The 25,341-nt window shown below is 56.6% G+C and carries 23 protein-coding genes and 3 pseudogenes; 9 read left to right on the top strand and 17 right to left on the bottom strand.

Annotated elements, in window-relative coordinates; all coding sequences use genetic code 11:
- Window positions 1-91 precede the first annotated feature (91 nt).
- Window positions 92-544, top strand: coding sequence for a homoprotocatechuate degradation operon regulator HpaR (gene hpaR / locus GKQ23_RS00455; protein WP_212408316.1), 453 nt, complete (start codon window positions 92-94; stop codon window positions 542-544).
- Window positions 545-572: 28 nt separating this feature from the next.
- Window positions 573-1,271, top strand: a complete 699-nt coding sequence (locus GKQ23_RS00450; RefSeq protein ID WP_212408315.1) for an alpha/beta fold hydrolase — start codon at window positions 573-575, stop codon at window positions 1,269-1,271.
- 159 nt (window positions 1,272-1,430) lie between these two features.
- Here the strand turns inward: GKQ23_RS00450 and GKQ23_RS00445 are convergent, their stop codons facing one another.
- Entirely contained in the window at window positions 1,431-2,330 is a 900-nt protein-coding gene (locus tag GKQ23_RS00445) for a LysR family transcriptional regulator (RefSeq protein ID WP_212408314.1), read from the bottom strand.
- 163 nt (window positions 2,331-2,493) lie between these two features.
- On the opposite strand from GKQ23_RS00445, the gene GKQ23_RS00440 reads away from it, so the two are divergent.
- On the top strand, window positions 2,494-3,075 hold the full coding sequence (locus tag GKQ23_RS00440) for an isochorismatase family protein (RefSeq protein WP_212408313.1): 582 nt from the start codon (window positions 2,494-2,496) through the stop codon (window positions 3,073-3,075).
- Between the two features lie 83 nt (window positions 3,076-3,158).
- Complete coding sequence (locus GKQ23_RS00435; RefSeq protein ID WP_212408312.1) at window positions 3,159-3,911, top strand: pirin family protein; 753 nt, start codon at window positions 3,159-3,161, stop codon at window positions 3,909-3,911.
- 25 nt (window positions 3,912-3,936) lie between these two features.
- Here the strand turns inward: GKQ23_RS00435 and GKQ23_RS00430 are convergent.
- Both GKQ23_RS00430 and GKQ23_RS00425 read right to left on the bottom strand, forming a co-directional pair.
- Window positions 3,937-4,053: pseudogene (locus GKQ23_RS00430) on the bottom strand (SDR family NAD(P)-dependent oxidoreductase); the annotation flags it as partial.
- Between the two features lie 73 nt (window positions 4,054-4,126).
- A complete protein-coding gene (locus GKQ23_RS00425) occupies window positions 4,127-5,269 on the bottom strand; it encodes an NADH-dependent flavin oxidoreductase (RefSeq protein WP_212408311.1) in 1,143 nt (380 codons plus the stop codon).
- Window positions 5,270-5,571: 302 nt separating this feature from the next.
- On the opposite strand from GKQ23_RS00425, the gene GKQ23_RS00420 reads away from it, so the two are divergent.
- Complete coding sequence (locus GKQ23_RS00420; RefSeq protein WP_212408310.1) at window positions 5,572-6,192, top strand: TetR/AcrR family transcriptional regulator; 621 nt, start codon at window positions 5,572-5,574, stop codon at window positions 6,190-6,192.
- A 224-nt stretch (window positions 6,193-6,416) separates the two neighbouring features.
- Here the strand turns inward: GKQ23_RS00420 and GKQ23_RS00415 are convergent, their stop codons facing one another.
- From GKQ23_RS00415 to GKQ23_RS00390, 6 genes are all read right to left on the bottom strand, one after another.
- On the bottom strand, window positions 6,417-6,800 hold the full coding sequence (locus tag GKQ23_RS00415; protein WP_212408309.1) for a nuclear transport factor 2 family protein: 384 nt from the start codon (window positions 6,798-6,800) through the stop codon (window positions 6,417-6,419).
- 405 nt (window positions 6,801-7,205) lie between these two features.
- Window positions 7,206-7,709, bottom strand: coding sequence for a thioredoxin family protein (locus GKQ23_RS00410; RefSeq protein WP_212408308.1), 504 nt, complete (start codon window positions 7,707-7,709; stop codon window positions 7,206-7,208).
- A gap of 222 nt (window positions 7,710-7,931) precedes the next feature.
- Complete coding sequence (locus GKQ23_RS00405) at window positions 7,932-9,098, bottom strand: dihydrodipicolinate synthase family protein (protein WP_212408307.1); 1,167 nt, start codon at window positions 9,096-9,098, stop codon at window positions 7,932-7,934.
- Between the two features lie 16 nt (window positions 9,099-9,114).
- On the bottom strand, window positions 9,115-10,356 hold the full coding sequence (locus GKQ23_RS00400) for an MFS transporter (RefSeq protein ID WP_056237771.1): 1,242 nt from the start codon (window positions 10,354-10,356) through the stop codon (window positions 9,115-9,117).
- Window positions 10,357-10,449: 93 nt separating this feature from the next.
- Window positions 10,450-11,283, bottom strand: a complete 834-nt coding sequence (locus tag GKQ23_RS00395) for a sugar phosphate isomerase/epimerase (RefSeq protein WP_212408306.1) — start codon at window positions 11,281-11,283, stop codon at window positions 10,450-10,452.
- Between the two features lie 10 nt (window positions 11,284-11,293).
- A complete protein-coding gene (locus GKQ23_RS00390; protein WP_056237779.1) occupies window positions 11,294-12,445 on the bottom strand; it encodes a Gfo/Idh/MocA family protein in 1,152 nt (383 codons plus the stop codon).
- A gap of 270 nt (window positions 12,446-12,715) precedes the next feature.
- Here GKQ23_RS00390 and GKQ23_RS00385 point away from each other — a divergent pair, with 270 nt between their 5' ends.
- Both GKQ23_RS00385 and GKQ23_RS00380 read left to right on the top strand, forming a co-directional pair.
- Entirely contained in the window at window positions 12,716-13,351 is a 636-nt protein-coding gene (locus GKQ23_RS00385; protein ID WP_212408305.1) for a TetR/AcrR family transcriptional regulator, read from the top strand.
- Window positions 13,352-13,581: 230 nt separating this feature from the next.
- Complete coding sequence (locus GKQ23_RS00380) at window positions 13,582-14,850, top strand: glycerate kinase (RefSeq protein WP_212408304.1); 1,269 nt, start codon at window positions 13,582-13,584, stop codon at window positions 14,848-14,850.
- Window positions 14,851-15,085: 235 nt separating this feature from the next.
- On the opposite strand, the gene GKQ23_RS00375 is transcribed toward GKQ23_RS00380, so the two are convergent.
- The 7 genes and pseudogenes from GKQ23_RS00375 to GKQ23_RS00350 all read right to left on the bottom strand — a co-directional run bounded on the left by GKQ23_RS00375 (window position 15,086) and on the right by GKQ23_RS00350 (window position 20,941).
- Window positions 15,086-15,937, bottom strand: coding sequence for an aldo/keto reductase (locus tag GKQ23_RS00375; RefSeq protein WP_212408303.1), 852 nt, complete (start codon window positions 15,935-15,937; stop codon window positions 15,086-15,088).
- 245 nt (window positions 15,938-16,182) lie between these two features.
- A complete protein-coding gene (locus tag GKQ23_RS00370) occupies window positions 16,183-17,247 on the bottom strand; it encodes an alpha/beta fold hydrolase (RefSeq protein ID WP_212408302.1) in 1,065 nt (354 codons plus the stop codon).
- A 107-nt stretch (window positions 17,248-17,354) separates the two neighbouring features.
- A pseudogene (locus GKQ23_RS23780) lies at window positions 17,355-17,507 on the bottom strand (flavodoxin); the annotation flags it as partial.
- Window positions 17,508-17,510: 3 nt separating this feature from the next.
- Window positions 17,511-18,265 (bottom strand): annotated as a pseudogene (locus GKQ23_RS00365) (carboxymuconolactone decarboxylase family protein); the annotation flags it as partial.
- Window positions 18,243-18,722 carry a cupin domain-containing protein gene (locus GKQ23_RS00360; RefSeq protein WP_212408301.1) on the bottom strand — a complete coding sequence of 160 codons (480 nt, stop codon included), beginning with the start codon at window positions 18,720-18,722 and terminating at the stop codon, window positions 18,243-18,245. The pseudogene GKQ23_RS00365 and the gene GKQ23_RS00360, both read right to left, overlap by 23 nt.
- A 65-nt stretch (window positions 18,723-18,787) precedes the next feature.
- Complete coding sequence (locus tag GKQ23_RS00355; protein WP_212408300.1) at window positions 18,788-20,245, bottom strand: heavy metal sensor histidine kinase; 1,458 nt, start codon at window positions 20,243-20,245, stop codon at window positions 18,788-18,790.
- A gap of 15 nt (window positions 20,246-20,260) precedes the next feature.
- A complete protein-coding gene (locus GKQ23_RS00350; protein ID WP_056237798.1) occupies window positions 20,261-20,941 on the bottom strand; it encodes a heavy metal response regulator transcription factor in 681 nt (226 codons plus the stop codon).
- Between the two features lie 352 nt (window positions 20,942-21,293).
- Between GKQ23_RS00350 and GKQ23_RS00345 the strand changes: the two genes are divergently transcribed.
- Window positions 21,294-22,343: an alpha/beta hydrolase gene (locus GKQ23_RS00345; protein ID WP_212408299.1), complete on the top strand. Its 1,050-nt coding sequence runs from the start codon at window positions 21,294-21,296 to the stop codon at window positions 22,341-22,343.
- A 122-nt stretch (window positions 22,344-22,465) separates the two neighbouring features.
- Here GKQ23_RS00345 and GKQ23_RS00340 read toward each other — a convergent pair whose 3' ends face one another.
- Complete coding sequence (locus GKQ23_RS00340) at window positions 22,466-23,686, bottom strand: multidrug effflux MFS transporter (RefSeq protein WP_212408298.1); 1,221 nt, start codon at window positions 23,684-23,686, stop codon at window positions 22,466-22,468.
- Window positions 23,687-24,162: 476 nt separating this feature from the next.
- On the opposite strand from GKQ23_RS00340, the gene GKQ23_RS00335 reads away from it, so the two are divergent.
- Entirely contained in the window at window positions 24,163-25,341 is a 1,179-nt protein-coding gene (locus GKQ23_RS00335; RefSeq protein ID WP_212408297.1) for an FAD-dependent oxidoreductase, read from the top strand.

The raw sequence follows: 25,341 nt of genomic DNA, 5'->3' as shown, positions 1-25,341 counted from the left end.
GGCGCGTTTGTTCACAAAAATCCGGGCGGTCAGCGCCGTCAGGCCGTATACTCCCGGTAGAGCCAATCCCCTACCGCAGAGCGCGACCGAGATGACCGATTCCCTGACAATTGCTTTACTTCAGGCACGCGAGACGGCGATGGGCTACTTTCGCCCGATCCTCAACCGTCATAACCTGACCGAGCAGCAGTGGCGGATTATTCGCATCCTCGCTGAACACCGGTCGCTTGACTTTCACGCGCTGGCGCAGCAGGCCTGCGTGCTGCGCCCGAGCCTGACCGGCATCCTCACCCGCCTGGAGCGGGATGGCCTGGTACTGCGACTGAAACCGCTGAACGATCAGCGTAAACTGTTCGCTTCGCTGACCCCGGCGGGGCAGACGCTCTATCAGCAGGCCTGTCATGAGGTTGACGCCGGTTACCGGCAGATTGAGCAGCAGTTTGGCCCGCAAAAAATGCAGCAGCTCAGACAACTGCTGCAGGAGTTTAATGCTCTGAACGGCGGGGAAGGGACGCAGGAGGACGATGCCACGTTGCAGTCTTGATTTTAATTCCAGCCTGAGGACCGCCCCAATGCAACAAGAGCAGCTACCTGTCGTACTTATCCCGGGATTTATGCTCGACGAGACGCTGTGGGATGAGTTTATCAGCGTCTATCCGGACAGCCGTCGTTTTATCAGGGCAAGCCTGAGCCAGGGTCAGACCATAGCGGAAATGGCTGGCCATATTGCCGGTGGACTTCCGGAGCGCTTTGTTCTTGCTGGCTTTTCGTTAGGTGGCTATGTAGCACGGGCAGTCGCCGAGGCATTTCCCCAGCGCACAGCAGGCATGATCCTGATTGCCACCTCCCTGCGCGAGGATTCACCTGAACAGCGCGCGCGGCTTGAAGCCGCTTCCCGTGTCGCACTTTCCGGAGACTTTAAGGGCATCAGCCCCGGCGCGGTCAAAAGGTCTCTCCACCCTTCCCGTCACGGTGATGCCGCGTTAATTCAGAAAGTTCGTGAGATGGGGAAACGACTCGGCGCGGAGGTGTTCAGAACACAGTCCGGACTGGAGCGTAACGGCATCACCCTCAGGCCGGTTTCCATCCCGGTGATGGTGGTCGCAGCAGGTCAGGATCAGCTCCGGTCCGATGAGGAGGCGGCGGAACTCGCGGACTGCTTCGGATGTGACGTTCATGTTATCGAAGGAAGTGGTCACCTGATCCCGCTGGAAACCCCCCGGGAGCTTGCACGGTCTGTTTATACCTGGCTGCAAACGTCAGGGCTGTAGCCGTAATGGTTTCAGAGCATTTTGCTGGCCCGGAAGATTTGTTCACGTAGCCAGAGAGGCGCCACATTACGGGTATTGCGTTTATGCCAGCAATGGCGGCAATGGTCTTGTCTGCCGGCGTATGCTCAATGATTAACTTCACGCCCGGCACCCGGGTCATCAGGTCGCGCAGTTGTCCACTGCGCCACTCAGTTTTTCACGCAGAAACGCGATGAACAGCTGCGTTTTTGCGGGCAACAGTCGCGTTTCGGTCAGGGCATAAATCGTTACTGGATCGGCTGCCCAACCGGGTAAGATCCTGATCAGTTTGTTGTTCTGTACGTCTTCTTCGACAATGCTGTCGGCCAGTACCGCAATACCCGCACCCATCGCGGCCAGGCGGCGCATCATGCCGATACTGTTCATCTGAAATCGCCCGCTGGCTCTGACGCTGATTCGCTCCTCATGGCGGTGCAGATGCCAGTGCGCGGGTTTGTCCTGGCGCATCACCAGGCACTGATGCTGGTCCAGCGCCTGCGGGTTACCGGGCGTGCCGTTCAGCTCTAAATAGTCTGGTGAGGCATAGAGGCTGCGGGAAAGCGCGCCGAGCTTGCGCGCGATCAGGCCTGAATCAGGCAGGCTGCCCATGCGGATCGCTAAATCATAGGGTTCAGATACCAGGTCAACGTTGCGCGGCGTTAAATCAAGGTCGAAGCCGATCCCCGGATAGTGCTCTGCAAACGCCTTGATCAGCGGCGTCAGCATCAGTACCGCGAAATCTGCCGGTAACGAGACCCGCAATATGCCCTGCGGTTGGGCAAGAATGGCTCCCAGCTGTTCATGTGCCAGTCGCGCTTCCTCAATAATCCGGCGGCTGCGCTGGTAGTAAACCTGTCCGGCTTCGGTCAGCTCAATCTTTCGCGTCGTCCGGTGTAACAGCCTCAGGCCAATATGCTGTTCAAGCTCATTGATCTTGCGCGACAGTGTGGAGTTTGGCATGCCGAGCGCCTCTGCCGCCCGGCGAAAACTGCGCGCTTTGACGACCTCGACAAAGTAAGACATGTGATTCAGCAGTTCCATTTTATTGTGCCATCAGTGGAATATTCAATTTCGATTTTAGCTATTTATTCCAAAAATTGGCAGCTTATACTTTGTTCATTCGCAGGAGATAGACGAAAACGCCTGCCAGCCGGTCTGATAACGCTTCAGGTCAACCATTGAACATACATTGAGGATAGAGACAATGCGCTCAGAACAATTCACCGCTGATAACGCCGCCATGCTGTTAATCGATCATCAGGTTGGCACTATGGGTTGGGCTAAATCCATGCCCTTCGACGAGCTGAAGCGCAATGCGCTGATGCTGGCAAAATCAGCCGCGATCCTGAATATGCCGGTAGTGTTGACGTCCAGCATGGAAGAACATGCGCAGGGGCCGCTGCTGGAGGAACTGCAAACTATCCTGCCCGCCGCGTTCGCTGCGCGCATTAAACGTCTGGGCATCGTCAATGCCATGGACGATGAGCACTTTGCCGCTGCGGTACAGGCCACGGGTCGGAAAAAACTGATTATTGCGGGGGTGACCAATGACGTCTGTACGGTCTACCCGGCGCTGACCCTCGCGGCGGCAGGTTTTGATGTGCAGGTTGTTGCCGATGGCGGTGCATCTCCGACCCGCATGGCGGATGATATTGCGCTGCGCCGCATGGACAAAAACGGCATCACGCTGACTACCACCAATCAGCTGATCGCGGAGCTGGCAGGCACCTGGGCGACACCACAGGGTGGTCAGCTGGTTCAGGTGTTGATGGAATCTTTCCAGTAAACAGCAGCTGAAACCGGTGGGAGCCTGCGCAGGTGGGTTACCGCCTGCGCCGCACCACCCGGAAAGATGAGAATGTGACGGTAATGATTAAAATTGAAAACAGCAGTAAGCACCTGCATGGCTCGGGCGGCTTTGGTATTGATATTCTCTGGCCGGGCAAGGTCCTGGCATCAGATGACAGTGGTATCGGGACGATTGGACGAATCGACCAGGCTAACGTTAAACCCGGTACGGTGATTGCCATGCATCCGCACCGGGATGATGAGATCCTCACTTATATTCGTGAAGGGCGCATGCTGCACCTTGATTCGGTCGGTAATGAAGAAGAGCTCTCCAGTACGCGGCTGATGCTGATGAACGCGGGCCACCGTTTTCAGCATGAAGAACACATTCCGGGTAACCCCGGCGAGACAATGCGCTGTTTGCAGATCTTCGTGCGCCCGGCCGAAAGCGGGCTGGTGCCGCAGGTGCAGTTTCACGACGTCGGCACGCCTTACAGTGAAAATAGCTGGAGAACCCTTGCCGGCCCCGATAACGCACCGTTAATTTTCCGCTCTCAGACCTGGCTGCAGGATACCCGGCTGGAAAAAGACCATACGCTGATGCTGCCACCGGTTCCGGTCAGCAGCGCCGTACGGCTGCTGTATCTGTTCGCGGGCAGCGCGGAGATCGGCGATATCACTCTCGGGGCGGGTGAAAGCGTGATTATTGAGGATCAGACCCGCCACCCGATCATCGCCCGGGAAAGCAGTGACCTGGTTCTTTTCACCACCGATCCGGCGGCAAACGTTTTTCGCGGTGGCATGTTCAGCGGCAATGTGCGTTCACATCTGTAAAAGGGTGCCGCCTGGTACGAAAAACTTACCCGTTTTGACGGGTTGGAGAGATGATCAGACCGTTAACAGTGACATTATCCGGCTGATTCAACGCATATATAGCGGCATTGGCAACATCTTCAGAACTGATGGCAATCATAGGTACTTCAGCTGACGCATCCGCCAGCTGTGTAAATCATTCGGTGAGCAGGACTTTTTGTCCGGTGACAGGTGGCTTAAATATCCGGTGAGTGCCAGTTCGCGTCGTCTTTTACCGGAGGCAGATAGGAAAGACGCTGCATATTCTGATTCCACAGATTGTCAGGGATGCGGTAGCGATCTTCCTTGTGCGGATCGATAGCCGTCACAATCTGATCTTCCTGACCAGCCCTGATAAGGCCAATAAGGTCCGGGTTCATGATGACTGTTTTGCCCAGAGCAATAAATTCAGCCCAGCCCGTCAGACAGGCTTCAAGGATCTGGTCGGCAGTAAAAAGATTACCCACGCCAATCAGCGGTAGTTTTCCGTTAATGCGCTCGTGCAAAAGCTGCATGCGGGTCATGGAGGTATCGGCCCCACGGCGTGCGTTCTTATAGAAGTCCCACAGCGAAACGTGCAGATACTGCAGTGGCTTCTGTACAAGAGCATCAATCAACGCAAAAGTATCCTTCATGGTCAGGCCATGCTCACCCGGCTCTTCCGGTGAGAAGCGGTAACCAACGATAAACTTCTCACTGGCGTATTTTTTCTTCACATCGGTCACGGCATCCACAATAGCCAGCGGGAAACGCAGTCGCTGTTCAATGGTTCCACCCCATTCATCGGTGCGGCGGTTGCTTTCTCCTGACACAAACTGCTGGATCAGATAATTGTTGGCTCCGTGGATCTCAACGCCATCAAACCCGGCCTGGATAGCCAGATGCGCTGCATTGGCAAAGGCTGCAATCAGATCGCGAATTTCCGCGTTGGTCAGAGCCCGGGCTCCCGATTTCTCATCTGCCGAGGGCGCCACCACATCCTGACCATTCAACAGTTCAGGAATGCTCAGATGACCACCGTGGTGGATCTGCAGAATGGCTGTTGCCCCCTGTTTTTTAGCAATCCGGACGACCTCACGCAGGCTGGGTAAGTCTTTCTCACCAATGGCTTCTGGCTGGCCGACAAATGCCTTACCTTCCGGCGACACCAGCGTTGCAGCTGCGATAAAAAGGCCAAAACCATCAAAGCGACTGGTCAGAAAGTTACGCTCTTCGTTACTGATGCTGCCGTCTTCATGGGAGGCAAAATGTGTCATGGGTGCAACGGTAAAACGGTTTTTAATGATGACGCCGTTATTCAGGATGTAGGGTTCAAATAAAGGGGCATACTTCGGGTTCATTCTCTTTTCCTCAGGTATTTATCGCTCCGTGACGCTTTCTTTTGTAAGCAGGCATACGGAGTAACTGCAGATTCCGAACACTGCAGTTGTGTAGCGTTCGCTAAATATGCGCATATTTATAGCGATCACTACATAAAAAGGCAAGGACATTTTTTCCTGCTCTCCGGCGAACCACGGGCTGTGTGCCTTCTCATCACTGAATTAGCTGGCGGAGTGGGGGGTAAACGTGGCCAGCTCAGACACATGACCTCAAAATCTTGTATAGTGAGCCATCAGTTTTACTTTTTTCATCAGGCAGAAATATGACATATACGACGCAAAGCACTCCCTCACGACGAGGACGACCCCGTAATTTTGACCGGGACAAGGCCCTGGTTCGCGCGCTGGGTGTTTTCTGGCGCTGCGGATACGAGCCCGCTTCCGTCGGTGAACTTTGCCGGGTGATGGATATTAATCCACCCAGCCTGTATGCGGCGTTTGGCAGTAAAGCTGAACTGTTTCTGGAAGCAGTGAATTATTACGAAAAAACATTCTGGGATGAACCGTGGGACAGGATGCGTCAGGAAGAAAACGTGTATGACGCTATCCATAACTTTTTTGAAGAAGCTGCTGTCATTCTTACGAGCCAGGAAGCCCCCTGTGGCTGCCTGGTCGTTCTGGCAGCCATTAACGTGTCACCGGATTCGAAAGATGTTTACGACGCGGTTAAGGCATTAAGAGAGGAAGGAAGGATTTACTTCAGGGAACGCCTGCAGGCGGGTAAGCAGGCAGGTCATTTGCCGTCTGATACGGATGTGGATGGGCTTGCCCTGACGTTGAATACCCTTCTGGAAGGCATGTCCATCCCCGCTCAGGATGGTATCTCACAGGCTGAACTAAAGCTTATCGCCACCCAGGCCGTTCGGCTTCTGCCGCGGTTATAACTCACACGACACGTTGATTCCCGCCCAGCCCGGTCTCCGCTTATTACTCCGGGTCTGAACCAGGTCAGAGAGGAAAAGCACAGCATGCCGGGTTCCTGTTCCGGATGGCGATAAGGTTAATGGGGTGGATCCCCCTGTTCAGCTAACCTCTGTGCCAGCCGGCGTCCTGCTTTTCCGGCACCGAACCGCAGGTATCAGGGGATCAGAATCAGTAGGTCAGTTAATCAGGGGGCAACGTGGGTGTGATAGATTTTGCTGACCACGGTCCATTTGCCATCGACTTTCAGAAGATTGAAAAAGTCGGTAAAGCAAAAACCAGAGATATCGTTTGTATCAATACGCGCGCTTGCAGCCGTACCCACAATATCGATGTTTACGATAACGCCCTGTGCCTCAGGAGAGGGGCGGAAAGCTGAGTCAATAATATCAAACAGCCCCTGGATAGGCCCGCCGGTCAGTTTGCCGTCACCATCAACGCCATAAATAGTGGCCTCCCTGCTGAACGCCGGTTTCATGATACTGCTGTCAGCCTGTTTGCCACCTTCATTGTAATGATTCAGGACCTTAACGATCTCATTGTATTCCTGTACATATACTGGTCTGGTCATGCTTAATTCCTCACATCTGAACAATGTATAAAACCGTGCCCGGCAACAGACCGAACCCGAAACCCGTCATCAGAGACCGCAGTGTTGATGGCCTGCGTCCTGGGGAAATGCGCTGACCATGCTTTCATCCGTTTTCCTGCCGACCCTTTTGCCTGTAGCCAGACCATCGGGTCACCCGTGACTATCTGGTCCATACGGTTCCTGTCCTGGCGATGAATTTATTGCGGCTCTGATGGTGATCTACTGTAAAGACACAATATGTAGCGATCACTATGTAATTATTAATTTATAGCGATCGCTAAGTAATAAGTCAACATGAAATTGAAGACATTCTGATGTTGCTGTCTTCGGGGGGAGGCGCACCGGCCACACCCCGCTGGGCGATTTAAAAGGAGGGATGCTGTATCAGGCGTTCTGCCGCATGATCCCGACAATCTCACCGACCGTCTCCGCCAGCCGTTCACCGCGCTTGTAACTCTGCAGCGCTTCGTCACCGCCCGTCACCACCGACCGTGGGCGTTCGATAAAGCTGCCCAGCGGCGCGAACTCTTCATCCAGCACCGCCACAAACGGGATCTTCACCCGCTCAACGCCAAAGGCGTCTTTAAACGGCGCATCGGCCTGCGCCCGGTTAAGAATGCCGAACTGTGCGTCGGGATAGCGCTGGGTTAAGGCCCGGATAGCGGGCAGGTTGCGCTGGCAGTCCGGGCACCACATTTCGGCGGCCACCAGCAGGGTGAAGCGGCCCTTCAGCGCGGCAATTTGTGCTTCAAGTTCCGGGCTGAGAAAATCCGCTTGCTCAGTTTTGTCCTGATCGCGGCGCAGCGCGGCGATCTCTTCCGCCGAGCCCTGGCTGACAAACTCAGCATAATCAACGCTGTATCCGAATAAGGTTTTAAAATCTGCCACGCGGTTGCTCCTGTTTTGATTGCGGATCGTCCGATCTGCCGTTCAGTGTATCATGCCCGGATAACCGCCCTTACTGCGCCAGGCTGACATTTTTTTCCTGAAGGGGATGGTGCAACGCGTCTGAGGGTAAGAGAAACCGTTGTCAGAGGAGAAGAATGTACCGCCTTATGCCCCGGCACGAACAGTCGTACCGGGGCATAAGGCGCGAGTCTGTCGACGCGGTCAGAGACCGTTTACCCGGCCAAACAGCGTCATCCTTTCCGCCGCCCGTTCCGGGTTATCCAGCAGCCCGGCGGCATCGGCCAGCCGGAACAGCTCGCAGTAGTGGCCGAGGCTGCGCGCGCTCTGCGAACCGGCCAGCATTGAGAAGTGGTCCTGATGGCCGTTCAGCCAGGCGAGAAACACGATGCCGGATTTATAGAACTGGGTCGGGCTGGTGAAGATATGACGCGCCAGCGGCACGGTCGGGGCGAAAATCCGTTCGTAAGTCTGGCGATCGCCCGCCGCCAGCGCGTGCAGCGCCGCCGCCGCCGCCGGGGCGATGGCGTCAAAAATGCCCAGCAGCGCGTGGGAGTAGCCCTGCTCATCGCCGGCGATCAGTTCGGGGTAGTTGAAGTCGTCGCCGGTGTACATTTTCACCGTCGGCGGCAGCTGGCGGCGCATCTCCACTTCACGATCCTTATCCAGCAGCGAAATCTTGATGCCGTCGACCTTCGCCGGGTTGGCGCGGATCGCCGCCAGGCACACCTCCATCGCGCTGTGGATGCTGTCGCTGCCCCAGTAGCCGCGCAGCGCCGGGTCAAACATATCCCCCAGCCAGTGCAGCACCACCGGTTCGCGTACCTGGCGCAGCAGGGTATCGTAGACCCGCAGATAGTCGTCCGGGCCGCGGGCGATCGCCGCCAGCGCCCGGCTGGCCATCAGGATAATGCGTCCGCCGCAGGCCTCAATCGCCGCGATCTGCTGCTCGTAGGCGGCGATCACGTCATCGACGGTCAGCCCGCTGAAGCGGGTCAGGTGATCGGTGCCGGCCCCGCTGGCCACCACCGCGCCGGGAAAGGCTTTCGCCTGTTCGACGCTGCGCTGAATTAACGCCAGGCTGGCCGGCCAGTCCAGGCCCATCCCGCGCTGGGCGGTGTCCATCGCTTCGGCAATGCCGAAGCCGTGGGCGAACAGATGGCGGCGATAGGCGAGGGTGGCGTCCCAGTCAATCGCCATATCGCGGCTGGGGTGCTGCATACGCCGCACGTCGGCCACCACGTGGGCGGCGGCAAACGCCTGGCGGTTAAAACGCGGCTGTGCGGGCGCGGACCAGCGCCGTTCGCCCTGAATCTGATAGTCGCTGACCCGGCCCTGCGCATCCAGTAAACGTAGGTGATTGCTCTTCATTATTGATTCCTTGTGATTAGTGTTTAGCCAGATGGCCGCGCGGTAGCGCGTCAGCGGCGGCGGTAGCGGACCCAACCGGCAGCTTGCGCACGCCGAACAGCACCACGCTGCTGCACAGGATCACTCCGGCGGCGGCCAGCCACACCGGCTGCAGCGTATAGGTCTGCGCGTAGTAGCCGGCGACGATCGGCGAGATCCCGCCGGCCGCCATGCCCATATTCATCACAAAGCCGATCGCCGACCCGCGCAGCGACGGCGGCACCAGCTCGGCGGTCACCGACAGTACGATTGGCGTGACAGGGTAACCGAGGAAGCCCAGCAGCATCACCAGCACCACCACCAGCGGTACCGACGGCGTCAGGGCCATGGCGGCCATCAGCACGCCGCTGGCGGCGGTGATCGCCATCAGGATATTGCGGCGGCGAACAAAGTCGCCTTTGTCGCAGTAGCGGCCAAGCAGGAAACCGCCCAGCGCGCCGGTCAGGCCGAGCAGGCTGGCGATGGTGCCCGCCATGCCGATCGACAGGTTTTTTACCTGCATCAGGTAGCTTGGCGCCCACAGCAGCACGATCCACCAGCCGGCCAGCAGCACAAAGTAGTAGGCGGCCATCAGCAGCACCGGCGCATGGCGGAACAGGGTGCGCAGCGGCACTTTTTCCGCCGCCTGACGGGCCAGCAGATCGGCCGGTTTACGGTCGTTTTTCACCAGCACCGCATACAGCAGCGCGACCAGTATTCCCAGACCACCGGCAACATAAAACACCACCCGCCAGCCAAACATTGGACCGAGCACTGCCCCCATCCAGGTGCCGAGAAAACCGCCGATCGGGTAGCCCATCCAGTAGAGCGACATCACCGTGGTGCGCTGCTTCTCGCTGGTGACGTTGGCCACCTCCAGCGAGGCGGCGGGCCAGAAGATGCCTTCACCGATGCCGGTCATCACCCGGTAGAAGATCAGGCTGGTCAGGCTGCCCGCCACGCCGGTAAACACCGTGGCCAGCGAGAACATCATCAGACCGAGGATCAGCACCGGCTTACCGCTGAGCTTGTCGGCGATGACCCCGGAGATAAACAGAAAGACGATAAAACCAAAGAAGAACGACGACAGCAGAATGCCGCTCTCCGCTTTGCCAAGGCCAAATTCACCGGCGATCAGGCCGATGGCCGACGACACCGTCATGCGGTCGACCGAGTACATCATGTAGCCCAGCCCGCACAGCACGGTAACCAGGATCATCTTGCGGGTATCTGTATTCATATCTTCCTCGACAAGTCTGCGGACCGACGAAAACAGCTGAGTTCAGCTCTGTCAGATACGAAAAAGGGACTGCACGCCTGCGCAAGCGGGCGCTCAGCCGTGTTCGAGATGACGGGCCTTGCAGGTACGCAACACCTCGTCCGGATCCTGCTGCCACCAGTTCAGCCGGGAAAAAATCTCCACCTCATGGAAACCCTGATAGCCTTCGGCTTCCACCTGCTGGCGCAGGCCGCGAATATCAATCACGCCGTCGCCCATCATGCCGCGATCGGACAGCATATCCTGCGTGGGGTTGAGCCAGTCGCAGATATGGAAGGCCAGCAGGCGTTTCTGCCCGGCGCGTCTGATCTCGCGGGCAAAGCCGGCATCCCACCAGGTGTGATAGACGTCGACGGCGATGCCGAGCCCGTCGTCACCCAGCCGGTCGCACAGGTCGTTGGCCTGCTGCAGGCTGTTGACGCAGGCGCGGTCGGCGGCGTACATCGGGTGCAGCGGCTCAATCGCCAGCGGCATGCCGCGCGGCCGCGCATAGTCGAGCAGCGCGGCCAGCCCGTCCTCCACCTGCTGATGCGCGCCGTTGAGATCCTTCGATCCCTCCGGCAGCCCGCCGACCACCAGCACCAGGCAGGCGGCGTTCAGCGCCAGCGCTTCATCCACCGCGCGATGGTTATCGTCCATTTTTTGCTGGCGCTGCTCGCGGCTGCTGGCAGGAAACATCCCGCCACGGCAGTAGCCGGTGACGGTCAGATCGTGTTCGCGCAGCAGCCGCGCGGTGGGCTGTAATCCCAGCTGGCTGACCTGATCGCGCCACGGTGAGATGCCGCGGATCTCATGGCGGGCGCAGCCTTCAATAATCTGCTGCAGGTTCCACTGCTGGCGCACGGTGGCGGTATTCAGCGACAGCTGTTCGGGTTTTGGCGTTTGCATATTCCTCTCCTCAGCGCTCCAGCGACGGCACGTCAACCCAGCGGCGCTCTTTCCAGCTCTGCAGCGCCAGGTCAACCAGCTGCAGCCCCTTAGCCCCTTCCAGCAGGCCCCAGCGGTAGTCGCCTTCGCCCCAGACGTGGCGCAGGAACAGCTCCCACTGCACCTTGAAGGCGTTGTCGTAGTGCTGCGTGTCAGGCACTTCGGCCCAGTCGTCAAAGAAGTTGTGCGTCTGGCGCTGGTCCGGGTTCCACACCGGTTTGGGGGTGTTGACGCGGCTCTGGGTGACGCAGTCGGTCAGCCCGGCCACCGCAGAGCCGTTGACCCCGTCCACCTGGAAGGTCACCAGGTCATCGCGGCGCACGCGCACGCACCACGAACTGTTAATCTGCACGATCGCGCCGTTATGCAGTTCGAAGGTGGCGTAAACCGCGTCGTCGGCGGTGGCCGGGTAAGGCTGCTGCTGCTCGTCCCAGCGCTGTGGGATATGGGTGGCGCCGAGGCAGCTCAGGCTTTTGATCTCGCCAAACAGGTTGTCGATCACGTAGCGCCAGTGGCAAATCATATCGAGGATAATGCCGCCGCCGTCTTCGCTGCGGTAGTTCCACGACGGCCGCTGGGTCGGCTGCAGGTCGCCTTCGAACACCCAGTAGCCAAACTCGCCGCGCACCGACAGCACCTTACCGAAGAAGCCTGATTCGTTAAGCAGTTTCAGCTTCTGCAGCCCAGGCAGCCACAGCTTGTCCTGCACCACGCCGTGACAGACGCCTTTTTCGCGGGCGAAGTGATACAGGCTCAGCGCCTCATCCAGCCCCATCGCCACCGGCTTTTCGCTGTAGACGTGCTTGCCTTTGCTGATGGCCTTCTTCAGCAGCCCCGGACGCGCCTGGGTGGTGGCGGCATCAAAGAAAATAGTGTCCGATGGATTATCCAGCGCCTCGTCAATGCTGGTGCCCCAGCGACTGATGCCGTACTCCTGCGCCAGCGCGGCGATCTTCTCCGCGTTGCGGCCGATCAGGATCGGGTCCGGCATCAGGCGATCGCCGTTGGCCAGCAGCACGCCGCCCTGTGCACGTATCGCCACAATCGAACGGATCAGATGCTGGTTCTTACCCATACGTCCGGTAACGCCGTGCATAATGATGCCAACGGGAATCTGAGCCATTACTTTCACCTCGCGATATGTTTAGTGTGCCGGGGCCGCTGTGACCGGCCGCGGAATTTCAGAGAATCAACAGGGACAACCGGGCTGAAAGGGCAGATACTGATTTCAACTAACCGGTTGATGAAATCACTATAGGTCGATAATTCACCGCCTGGGGTGATCGGATTCACATAACCAACTAGTTAGTTGAAAATTATTTTTATCCGTTTTCATCGTCAGTTCTGACGCTATACTTGCGAAAAAGTACGCGAACCCGGAGGGGGAACAGCTGTGGCTAACAGGATGGTTAAGGATAAGAACGATGTGGCAGACAAGCAGAGCCGCATCCTGCAGGCGGCGCGTGCTGAATTCGCCGAGAAGGGCTTTGACGGTGCCCGCGTGGACAGTATTGCCGAACGGGCGCAGGCCAATAAGCAGCTGATCTACTACTACTTCGTTAACAAAGACCAGCTCTTTACCCGGGTACTGGAAGAAGCCTACCGCGATAAACGCCAGCAGGAAGCGGCGCTGGATCTCGACCGTTTTCCGGCGAATGAGGCGATTCTGCAGCTGGTGGATTTCACCTGGCACTACTATCTGAAGAACCCCGAGTTTATCCGCCTGCTCAACAGCGAAAACCAGCTGAAGGCCCGCCACCTGCAGGGGCTGGACAGCCCGGTGGAGCTGAACAGAAGCTGGATCGACATCACTCAGGGGCTGCTGGAGCGCGGCTGGCGCGAAAACAACGTGCGCAGCAATATCGCTGCCATGCAGCTGAATATCACGATTTCTGCGCTGGGTTTCTTTTATCTGATTAACCAGTCCACGCTGTCGATTATCTACCAGACCGATCTGGGTGAGCAGTCCGCGCTGGATGAACATCTGCGGGTGATGAAAGAGTGTGTTGCAGCGTGGATCAGGCCGTGATGTGCGTTTGCCACAGCTGATGCTGTGGCGGCCTGGCCCCATTTCCGGGCTGTCCGCCGGTGTGGACACCCGCTGCGAAATACCCGACCCGAATACGATGCAATGCACATGCTGGCCCGGGCGTTGTGACAGTGTCACTGACTCAGGCGGTGCAGACCGCTGAGCCTCGCTGTGGGCCGTAGACTGACCAGACCGTCTCCGGCGGTCTTCTGACGATTAACAGGTGAAGCATGAATAACTCGTTTTCCCCACGCGCGCTGCTACAGCAGATGTTCCTGGCAGCGATTGAATCCGCTCAGCCGCAGCATACCATCCCGCAGTTTCTTCCCGCCGATCGCACTGGCCGCCTGGTGGTTCTGGGTGCGGGCAAAGCCTCTGCGGCGATGGCGCGGGCGGTAGAGGATCACTGGCAGGGCGAACTCAGCGGGCTGGTGGTCACGCGTTACGGCTACAGCGTGCCCTGCCGCGCGGTAGAGATAGTGGAGGCGGCGCATCCGGTGCCGGATGAAGCGGGTTTGCAGGCAGCTGAGCGTATGCTGGCACTGGCGCAGGGGCTGGGCGAGCAGGACACCGTGCTGTGCCTGATCTCCGGCGGAGGCTCGTCGCTGCTGCCGCTGCCGCTGGAGGGCATAGCCCTGGCGGACAAACAGCAGATCAACCGCGACCTGCTGCGCTCCGGTGCCACCATCAGCGAGATGAACCTGGTGCGCCGCCATCTCTCCGCCATCAAGGGCGGGCGGCTGGCCGCGGCCTGTTACCCGGCGAAGGTGATTACCCTGCTGATCTCCGACGTGCCGGGCGACGATCCGGCCGATATCGCCTCCGGTCCGACGGTGGGCGATGCCAGCAGCTGCGCCGATGTGCTCGCCATCCTTGAACGCTACCAAATCAGCGTACCGGCTGCCGCCCGCCGCCGGCTGGAGAGTGGGGAAGCTGAAAGCATCAAACCGGGCGATGCGCGGCTGGCGAGGAATGAGGTGCATCTGATTTCCACGCCGCAAATGGCGCTGGAGGCAGCGGCGAAAATCGCAGCGGAGCAGGGTATCACGGCACATATCCTCAGCGACCGAATTGAGGGCGAGGCGCGCGACGTGGGTAAGGTAATGGCGGCTGTCGCCCTGCAGGTGGCGAGCCACGGTCAGCCGTTCAGCAAGCCCTGCCTGCTGCTCTCCGGCGGCGAAACCACCGTCACCGTGCGCGGCAGCGGTCGCGGCGGGCGCAACGTCGAGTTTCTGCTGTCGCTGGGGCTGGCGCTGGACGGCGCAGAGCGGGTCTGGGCGCTGGCCGGCGATACCGACGGGGTGGACGGGCAGGAGGAGATTGCCGGCGCTTTTCTGGCACCGGACACGCTGCAGCGTGCCCGTGACCAGGGCATCGCACCGCGCGCGGCGCTGGACAACAACGACGGCCACGGCTTTTTCGGCGCGCTGGGGGATGCGGTGATCACCGGGCCGACGCTGACCAACGTTAATGATTTTCGCTGCGTGCTGATCCTTTAAGCCCTGTATTTTTTGAACCGCTGAAGCATAATCTGCCCGACCGTATGTGCCGGCTGCCGTGAAATTCGCGGCGGCGGCCTGTTCTCAGTGGCTTATGGCGCGTTGTTGGGGGGCCGCCTGGAAAACGGAAACAGAATAACGGGTCCTTTGCAACCGAGTCCCAGAGCGGACACCTCTAGCCCTGATTTACCTGAAAAACGTTTTTGTATTGAATGAACGCCTCTTTTATCGCAGCTTAAACATCAAGTTTGCGGCCTGTCAGCCATTCCACCATCGCCGGGTCACGGTGTGAGAAAAAGGCGCTGGTTGCGGTGTCGAGGGCAGCAATCTGCAGCATATCCTCAGAACTGAGTCTAAAATCGAGAATGTCAATGTTCTCTTCCATGCGCTCTTTCCGCACCGTTTTCGCGAGTGAAACGATGCCCCGCTGGAAGATCCAGCGCAGTACCACCTGGCCCACACTTTTGCCGTACTTCTGACCAATTGCCGCTAATACGGGATGCTGTAAGAGACCATTTTTACCTTCAGAAAACGGTGCCCAGGCTTCCGGCTGAATGCCACGGCTTTGATTCCATGGAACCGCATGCAACTGCTGGTTGAAGGGGTTAACTTCAATCTGGTTTACCGCAGGAGCCACTTTGTTGAAGGCGATAAGGTCCGCCAGTCGGTCAGGATGGAAGTTGCTGACGCCAATGGCGCGAATTTTGCCTGCCTGCTGCAGCTCTTCCATAGCACGCCAGGCCCCATGGACATCGCCGTAAGGCTGGTGAATCAGATACAGATCAACGTAATCAAGTTGCAGCCGATTCAGGGAGCGTTCGAATTGTGCTTTAGCGCCCTCATAATTTGTATCCTGCAGCCATAGCTTGGTCGTTACAAAGAGTTCGCTACGTGCGATACCGGTCTGTTTCAGTGCGTTCCCGACCTGAGTTTCATTCTGGTATGACGCTGCGGTATCGATCAGGCGGTATCCTGTATCGATAGCATCAGTCACGGCTCTTTCGCATTCGGCGGCATCCGTCATCTGGAAGACACCAAAGCCCAGAAGGGGCATTTCTATACCGTTGTTCAGTTTTACAGTTTGCATGACGTTATCCTTCAGCTGTTGTGTAGGAAGAGCATAACGCAAAGTGATTTATTCTATCAGAGGGGATAGTTCACTAGGGTTTATTAGGTGTATTCATTAATCTTTGCAGGGCTGACGGTCTGCTTTGTGCGCAAAGTAAACCGCCATATTCAACACCTTTTTCCGGCAGGATTAGGCCACTTTATTTTCATAAAGATGATGTTTGTATTGAACCTTCAATAATGAAGGCTCAATACTGGCTCTTCCTATTGCAGGTCTTTTTCCTTCATGAATTTACTCACCAAATCGGCAATCTGCACATTATTGAGGTCAGAGAACGGAAAGTGGGTGTTCCCTCTGATTCCCACTTCAGGCAGATGAGTCACAGTGACGTCTCCGCCATGCTTGTTCACCACGTCACGCCACTCCCGTGCCATTGCCAGACGTACGCGCCAGCTGTCCTGTGCAGGCATGGCGACAGGTTTATCCGGGATGTTATCGCCGTAAATGATCAGAATCGGGATTTTGGTCAGTGCCATAAACTGCTCCATTGGCACAGGCTCGCCCTTCAGCGTATCGAACGCGCTTGGCATAGGGGCAGGAAGTTCTTTTTCCGGGAAGACAAAGCTGCTGCCAGGCTCAAAGGCGACAATGGCTTTGACCTTGTCGTTTTTCATCGCCGTGTACCAGCCTGGTCCGCCACCCTGAGAGTGGGTGAAGAGGATCGCCGGGCCGGATTTATCCACTACGGCGGACATTGCATCAGAGATAACATTGATATCAAACGGCCCGGTATTCGGGGTCATCTGACGGAAATACTGGTTCAGCGCTTCTTTGTCGTGAGAGAACTGAACACCTTTAAAATACTCTGGCCACACGCCAACGCGGAACTGGTTGAACCACATCTGTTCATCCGGTTTAGGCGTAACCGTACCTTCTACAGTAGTGCGCCCGGCGCTGCCCCGGCGTGGCTGATCGACAAGATAGGTTGAGAACCCGCGACGCAGGAATATGTTCTGGAAACCTTCGCGACCATCCGGGGTGCTTTCCCAGGTACGGGAGAACTGACCTGCGCCGTGCAGCATGACGATAGGGTATTTATGCGGATTCTCCGGGATTTGGTAGAACACAGACGCATGATCGCCATGGTAGGTTTGGCCAGCAGAGTCCAGCGGCTTTTTCGCGTCAAATGTTCCTGGTGCGGTGATGATAGTGCCACCCGCAGAAAAGCTTCCCTGTTCCTGAATGACCAGCGGCTCGGCATATACCGACTGAGCCATCAGGCCACCCGCCATTACGCAGATGGCCAGCGTTTTTAAGATTGTCTTCAAGATTACATCCTCTGTTATGTTTGCTGTTCAATCATATCTGAGCTGTCAGCGTTAATTCTTGAGCACCCCTGATTGCCCTTATCTGGCAGACTCATGAATGCGGATGATTAACTACGTATCGTTTCTAACCAACTGTTTACCTTTTCTGTAGTTCTTCGCTCCTGGTCGCATTCAAGGACCAGCAGTTTTTCCCGGCGCGCAGTTGGGGCGAGTCCGGCAAGGATGTCGTCGCTGTCTCCTTTACCTTAGCCACCGTGAGTATTGTTTGCGAGCGCCTGTTGCAGTGCCTTTTCAGCTCGCGTTGCTGCATCACTTTCGCCATGTTCACGCAGAACCTGTGCCAGCTGGCGCAGCTGCGCTGCCGTCAGGCCGACACGCATGCTGGCTCGCGTATGCGATAACAGCTGGGCTTCAACCCCAGGTGTTGCCGCTAATGCGCCAACCGTTGCCAGCTCGCGGCTTTGCCAGTCGAGGTTATCGCGAGCGAAAATGTCGCCGAACAGATGCGTTTGCAGGAACTGATTAATGACCGGGGCAAAATCAAACAGAGGTCCCTGGACGGGAGCGCCTGAGATTTTCGTCTGGTTTGCGGTGCCGACACGACGAAGCTCATCCCGACAGGGATTGGGGCGATCGGTTCTTTTCCCTCAACATCCTTGATGCCACGTTGTTTACGTGCACTGGCCACCTTCATGAGTTCATTAAGTGCGTTCAGGCTACGAGGGAAGCCCGTATAGGCATAGAGCTGGACGAGAATCTCTTTGGTTTCATTTATGGTGAGCCCTGCATCAAGCCCCTGATTCAGTGCTGCATTCAGCTTATCCATCTGACTGCTGGCCATCGATGCCGCAATCAACGGGATGGCCTGCTGGCGAACCGACAGCGTATCGGAAACGGTTTGTTCGCGGTTCATTTCTGAGGTTCCTTTATTGGCGGGCGCAGCATTTGCCGAGAGACTAAAACCAAACGTCAGCAGTACCGCTGCCGTTAATGCCTTAATGAGCGTGATATTGTTCATCTGTCACTAACTCCTTCCAGTTAACGCTTTTACCATCCACAATCCCGGTTATCGCCAGATGCGTCATCGCGCTGCCGGGTGCTGCTCCGTGCCAGTGTTTGACGCCCGCCGGGCAAGAGACAACGTCACCCGCGCGGATGACCTGCACCGGCTGGCCTTCCTGTTGGGTGAGTCCAACACCAGAGGTCACAATCAGCCGCTGACCTGCCGGATGTGTATGCCAGGCGGAACGAGCGCCGGGTTCAAAGGTGACATAAGCGCCGGAAACGCTAATTTCGTTATCAGGCTTGAAGAGAGGATCAACCCTGACGCGACCGGTAAAATTCTCCGCTGACCCATACACCGCGTTCTGACTTCCGGCGAGGGCAATATGGACAACGGGATTTTGCTCCGCAGCCCAGGATGAAAAGGTGAAGAAGGGCAGTAACAGCCCGAGGTAACGTAAATGTCCGATCATGCAAAGCGTCCTTATCATTGAAGAGGCGGATTGCCTGCGATGATTTTATCGAGAGGGTAATGACGTCAGGCTGACGCCCCCCTGACAATTCTGTCAGTTATCCCGGGTCCCGGCTCAGCGCCGGATTGAGCATTACCCGCCACTTTATTCGCATGTATCGCAAAGGTGAGGCCAAATGTATTGATGCCACCTTCACTACGCGCAAAGACGTCCCCCCTGTGCATAATGGCGACGGCACGCACGATCGACAGGCCCAGCCCATGATGGGTATCACTCCTGGCTCGGGATGTGTCAACGCGATAGAACCGCTCGAAAAGCCGGTGTAAGTGCTCTGGTGCTATCGGATCGCCAGGGTTTGAAACTTCAACACAAGCCTGATGACCTTTTTCGCTTAACTGCACCGTAACCGTACTTTTGGTCGGTGAATGTCTTGCGCTATTTTCCAGTAAATTAGCCAGTGAGCGGTGGAACAGTCGTCGGTCGATGTGCGCGGTGACGTCGCCCTCCACTTCCAGAGAAAGCTGTTTTTCAGCAAAAGAGGGTTCAACGTACTCCGCTGTTTTCAGGGTTTCTTCCCGCAGGGACACCTGCGTTAGCTGGGAAGCATGTTCACCCGCGTGAGCATGAGACAGGAACAGCATGTCGTTAACGATCGATGTCATACGTTCAAGCTCCTCAAGATTTGAACCCAGTAACTCTTCCAGTTCATCCTGCGAGCGTCGGCGTGATAGCCCTAACTGTGTCTGGCCAATCAGGTTAGTCAGTGGGGTTCGAAGTTCATGCGCAACATCGGCGTTAAAGCTTTCGAGCTGTCGCCAGGCGATTTCCTGACGCGCTAACACGCCGTTAAAGGATGACGCCAGTTGCTGCAGTTCTTCGGGCAAAGCGCGAGTATTCAGGCGCTGGCCATGGTCACCCGGTGCGAGTTGCCGGGCCTGTTTACTGAGAGCCCCAACGGGACGAAGACCGATCCTTGAGACGATGTATCCCAGTAAGGCGACAATCACGATGCCCAGTGCGACAATAATCAACAGTGTACGAGTGAACGCATCGAGTGTGCCCATGTACGGCGTGGAGTCGATGGCAACCACATAGCGAAGCTCAGGCCTTTCTCCGTTCGCGGGGATGGTTTTCACTAACAGGAACAGTGAGCATGTGCCTTCCGATGCGCCGGGCACTTTATTAAAACCCTCCTGTAAAGAAGACCACTGAACACCAACCGGTGGTGTTCCCCCCATGCTGAAGCGCGGGTTATCGCTCACTATCCAGTAGCGAACGCGCTCACCTTCAGAATTGGTTAACACAGTGAATTTATTGGCCAGCAAAGACCAGCCGTCAGCCGAGGTTCGTGCGGTGATCCACGGACTCATTAATGATTCCCGGAACAACAGTTCGTTATGCATCTGCTTTTGCAAAGAGTCATGCAAGGAGCTTCTGAGCAGGATACCGATAACGGATACAATCAGCAGCGCGGATAAGGCAAACATCAGCGCCAGGTGAACGGAGATGGAACGCTCAGGCATGCTTATCCCCTTCATTTATTCGGACCGTACTTCGAGGACATAGCCCATGCCACGAACGGTATGTAGCAGTTTGATATCGAACGGGGCATCCACTTTGGCTCGAAGTCGTTTAATGGCGACTTCAACCACGTTGGCATCGCTGTCAAAATTCATGTCCCATATCTGCTCAGCAATCATCATCTTTGACAGGATCTCCCCCTGATGTCGGGCCAGAAGGCTCAGCAGGGAAAACTCTTTCGCGGTCAGCTCCAGTCGCGTTCCGGTGCGAAATACCCGGCGAGCCAGTAAATCGAGATGCAGATCGTGAATTTGCAGCTGGGTGATATCTGCGCCATCCGTAGCGCGGCGACGCACCAGTGCCTGAATACGTGCCACCAGTTCAATAAGCGAAAAGGGCTTGGGCAGATAATCATCTGCGCCAAGACGAAGACCTTTAACGCGCTCATCGACCGAACCCCGTGCCGAGAGCATCAGCACCGGCGTCTGTTTGGCTGCTCGCACACCCTCAAGTACCCGGTAGCCATCCATCCCCGGCAACATCACATCAAGGATTATCGCGTCGTAGTCGAACTCCAGCGCGTAATGAAGACCTTCAGCGCCATCTGCTGAGACGTCTACCGTAAACCCGGATTCACTCAACGCTCGGTTGAGATAGGTTGACGTTTTTTCTTCATCTTCAACTAATAACAGGCGCATAACGGGACTTCCTTACGTGGGGGATCAGCGAGGCGGCGGCAATACCCGCCCCGGCGGCTAGCAGCTTGCGTCGCTCTGGCATTGTTGGGTCATTCTGGCTTTTCATTGATCGCTCATTCTCAGAAAATTGAACATGGATCCTGTTAAACGAGACCATTCTGCCTCCTGATTGCCAACATAAAGCTGACAGTTACCTGACAGCGTTGTCAGAAACACTAACCGTCCCGGCCCCTTTCCTGACAAAAATGTTATTTCCCTGTCACGATGCTGACAGCCCTCTCTCCCTAATCTGAGCCTGCAAATTTGATTCCGCGAGCCTGCATAACCAGTCTGACACTCATCGGGAGAGACCATGAAATTCACGCTTATCAGTGCAATGCTACTCACGGCAATGGCCGGAGTGACCTCAGTCAATGCGGCTGATTATAAAAAAAATCCATTCACACTGGCCTATGACGATGCCATCACCAGGAACGTCAACGGCAAGGTCAACATTCATCCGGTGAAATACGATCTGCATGGCATCCAGATCGCCGCGAATGTCTATACCCCTGCTAACTACGATCCAGCTAAAAAATACCCTGCCGTGGTGGTCGCACATCCTAATGGTGGCGTAAAAGAACAGGTCGCCGGGTTGTATGCGCAGCGACTTGCCGAACATGGGTACATCACGATTACCGCCGATGCAGCTTATCAGGGGGCTAGCGGTGGTATGCCTCGCAGCGTGGATAAACCGGCTAACCGTATTGAGGATGTTCACGGCATGGCTGACTATATCAGCCAGTATCCTGGTGTAGATACCGCCCGCCTCGGCCTGCTGGGTATTTGCGGAGGTGGCGGGTATTCACTTGTTGCCGCCGGGACGGACAAACGGTTCAAATCGATTGCAACCATCAGTATGTTTAATTCAGGCCTTGTACGCCGCAATGGTATGCAGAATTCACAGCTGGATACTGTCCAGCAGCGTCTTCAGCAGGCTTCTGACGCACGTGCTCAGGAAGCCGCCGGAGGAGAAGTGCTTTACTCCGGCGATGCCAACATGACTGATGAACAGATTGCTAAATTACCTTTTGCCTTGTATCGGCAGGGCTACGAGTACTACTGGAAAACCCACGCCCATCCGAACTCTACGTTCAAATACACCACCAGCAGTCTGCTGGATTTGATGAGTTTTGACGTAACGGACCATATCAATCTCATCAATAAACCGCTGCTGATGATTGCCGGTACAAAAGCCGATACGCTCTATATGACTGAAGATGCGTTCGCGAAAGCCACCGGTACGAAGGACAAAGAACTCTTCCTGATTGATGGTGCTACCCATATCGAGACGTATTGGGTGCCTGAGTACGTTGACAAGGCTTTGCAAAAATTAGACGTCTTCTTTGATAAGAATATTTAATCCGCATCTGTCGATACCCCGATGGGTATCGACTTATCCAGAATTTATCGTTCAGATTAACGGAGTCGGGATGAAAGATAATTACGCCTGATTAATAGCCGCTATGAATGGAATTCATAAAATCATTCGGGCAGGGGATAGTTGTTTTTTACCCGAACAGTCAATGCCATCAAGGCGCTGGCTGCCGTAAACACCGCAATTATCCAGGCCATCGTCCATGGTGTGCCATCACTGAACAGGGCGAGAAGAAGTGAGGAGATGATGCCACTACCATATTGTAACGCGCCCATTAGCGCTGACGCTGAGCCTGCAACTTCAGGAACGGCGTCAAGTGCGCAAGCCGTGGATGTCGCAGCGATGATGCCATTCATAGAGAAGAACACCAACACGGCACCGACAATCACGGTAATTCCACCGACTCCCAGGCCGGTCGTGACCGCCAGCACTATTGCCGCAACAGTGGCGATGAATGCGGCATTCCTGAGCAACGCTTCCAGTGGATAGCGGTGAACCAGGCGTCTGTTGACCATGCTCACTGCCATTAATCCCACAATGTTTACTGCAAACAGCCAACCGTAGTGCTGCGGATCTACGCCGAAGTACGTGATGTACACAAACGGAGAGCCCGTGATAAAGGCGTAGGCTGCAACGTAATAGAACGTCAGGCATAGCGTAAAACGCATGTATCTGGCGTTGGTTAGCAAGGCATAGTAGTTGTGAAAGGCTCTGGTTACGGAGGTTTGCGAGCGTTTTTCAGGAGGTAATGTCTCCGGTAACCAGAATAAAGACATCAGCATTAATGTTCCGATAATCGCCAGCAGCCAGAAAATGGCATGCCACGAGGTGACTTTAATCATCTGCCCGCCGATCAGAGGCCCGGCAATCGGCGCGATGGCCATGATTATCATCAGTGTCGAAAGCATTTGTGCTGCACGAGTGCGGCTAAACAGGTCACGGATAATTGCTCGTGCCAGCATCGGCCCGGTACAGGCACCTAACGCCTGAAAAACACGCCAGAAGATAATTTGCACGATATCTGTTGATAATGCGCAGCCCACCGAGCCAATGATGAACAGACCTGAACCGATAAACAGTGGCAGTCGACGCCCGTAACGATCGCTAACCGGTCCCCAAATCAGTTGCGCAATGCAAAAGCCGATAAGGAACCCAGCGATCGTCAGCTCAGCATCACCCTGTAAATCTTTCGCCATGACGGGCATAGCCGGAAGATAAATGTCGGTTGATAAAGAGGTAACAGCCATCAGGGCGCTGAGAATGAGTAGAAACGAGAGACCGGTTTTTTTAGCTGTAGCTGACGGTGTTTGTGCCTGTTGATTAAGCATGGGGATCCGTTGGACATAAAGAGATAAGGGACATGTTAACGGGTTTGTTCATGCGGATAATCACAGGCGGGAGGATAGGGACTATGAATGACATTCATTAATATTGTGAATGGCGATGGTAGTGAAAGAAGGTTTTGAACAGGCACCAGGCCGGCGTGAACTTTCCCCGCCTGCATTACAAAAGGTGAGCTTACCGGTTTTCTCCACCGTCCAGGTTGAATTCGCGCTTTAGCCTCATTCCCCGCCGTGAGCCCAACTGGTTACCGTTGGGGATTAGAAATTATTTTTAATCTGTCCCTCGCTATTCTCCTGTTTCGCATAAAGATTGCCGGCTTTGTTATTTTACCTGCCCCTCATTCCCTTACAGACTGGCCGCATTCAACGAACGTCCCCGCCGTTACGGCAAAAGCGCCCGCCACTTACCGGTGGCGCGTTTATGCCTGCGCAACGGTGAATCAACGAAGGGTTGGCTTGTGATGGAAAGCGGTCATAGTAAAAAACGCATTGCCGTGATCGGCCTTGGCGCGATGGGGTGCGCCGCACTGCTGGCGCTGGCCCGTCAGGGTCACCAGGCTGAAGGCTTCGAACAGTTTCGGGTGGGCAACGATGTCGGGGCGTCCGGCGGCCGCACGCGTCAGCATCGCCTGATTTACGGCGAAGGCAGCGCTTATACGTCGCTGCTGCTGCGGGCGCAGGCGCTGTGGCAGCAGCTGGAACGTGAGCAGCAGACGCAGCTGTTCTGGCCGGGCGGTTTTCTGACCGTCGGTACGCCGGACAGCCCGTGGTTTCAGGCGGTGGAGCGTTCCGCCCTGCAGCAGCAGTTACCCGTTGAACGGCTGAGCCGCGAGCAGCTGCGACAGCGCTATCCGCGGCTGAATATCGACGCCGACGAGCAGGGGCTATTTGACCCGGCCGGCGGCATCCTGCTCACGCACGAGCTGCTGCTGGCCAGCGTGGCGCAGGCCATTACGCTGGGCGCACGCGTCCATGAAGCGGCCAGCGTCACGGCGATTCACGCCGCGCCGCAGGGCCCGCTGTTAACCATCAACGGCGAGGAGCGCCAGTTTGATGAGGTGGTGGTGGCGGCCGGTGCATGGAGTAAAACCCTGCTGCCCGGCCTGCCCGTGGCGTCGCGCCGGCTGGGCAAAAGTTTTCACCTCGGCCGTGAAAGCGGCTTCGATACCACCCGCTTTCCGCCAACCATGCGCGTCACCGCCGGAAGGCCGATGTGGAACACCCAGCCGATGCCGGACGGCAAAACCTTTAAGTTCTTTGTCGGCGACGCGGAGATTGATGAGCAAAAGGATCCGCAGATCGTTGCCACCGAGGCCAGCAGCGCGCTGACCGGCACGCTGTACCAGCGTCTGGACCGGCAGATGGGCGAGGCGGTTAACGGCGCGCACCCGGCGATTATCGGCGGCGGCACCTGGCCGGAAGCCTACACCTTCGACCAGGCCCCGCTGCTGGGAGAGCTGCGCGCCCACCCGCACGTCTGGGTTGCCGCCGGGCTCTCCGGCCACGGCTTCAAGCTGGCCCCGGCGCTGGGCGAACTGCTGGCGCAGGCGATCGACCACCGCGTCGATCTCGACCGGCAGTGGGCCATTTTTTCTCCCGCACGACGTTTTGCCGAACCTACGGCCTCTTACTCACGTTAA

The sequence above is a fragment of the Erwinia sp. E602 genome, from assembly GCF_018141005.1.
Classification (GTDB): Bacteria; Pseudomonadota; Gammaproteobacteria; order Enterobacterales; family Enterobacteriaceae; genus Erwinia.
Note: the sequence above shows the minus strand (reverse complement) of the source record. Positions and strands in the feature narration are given on the sequence as shown.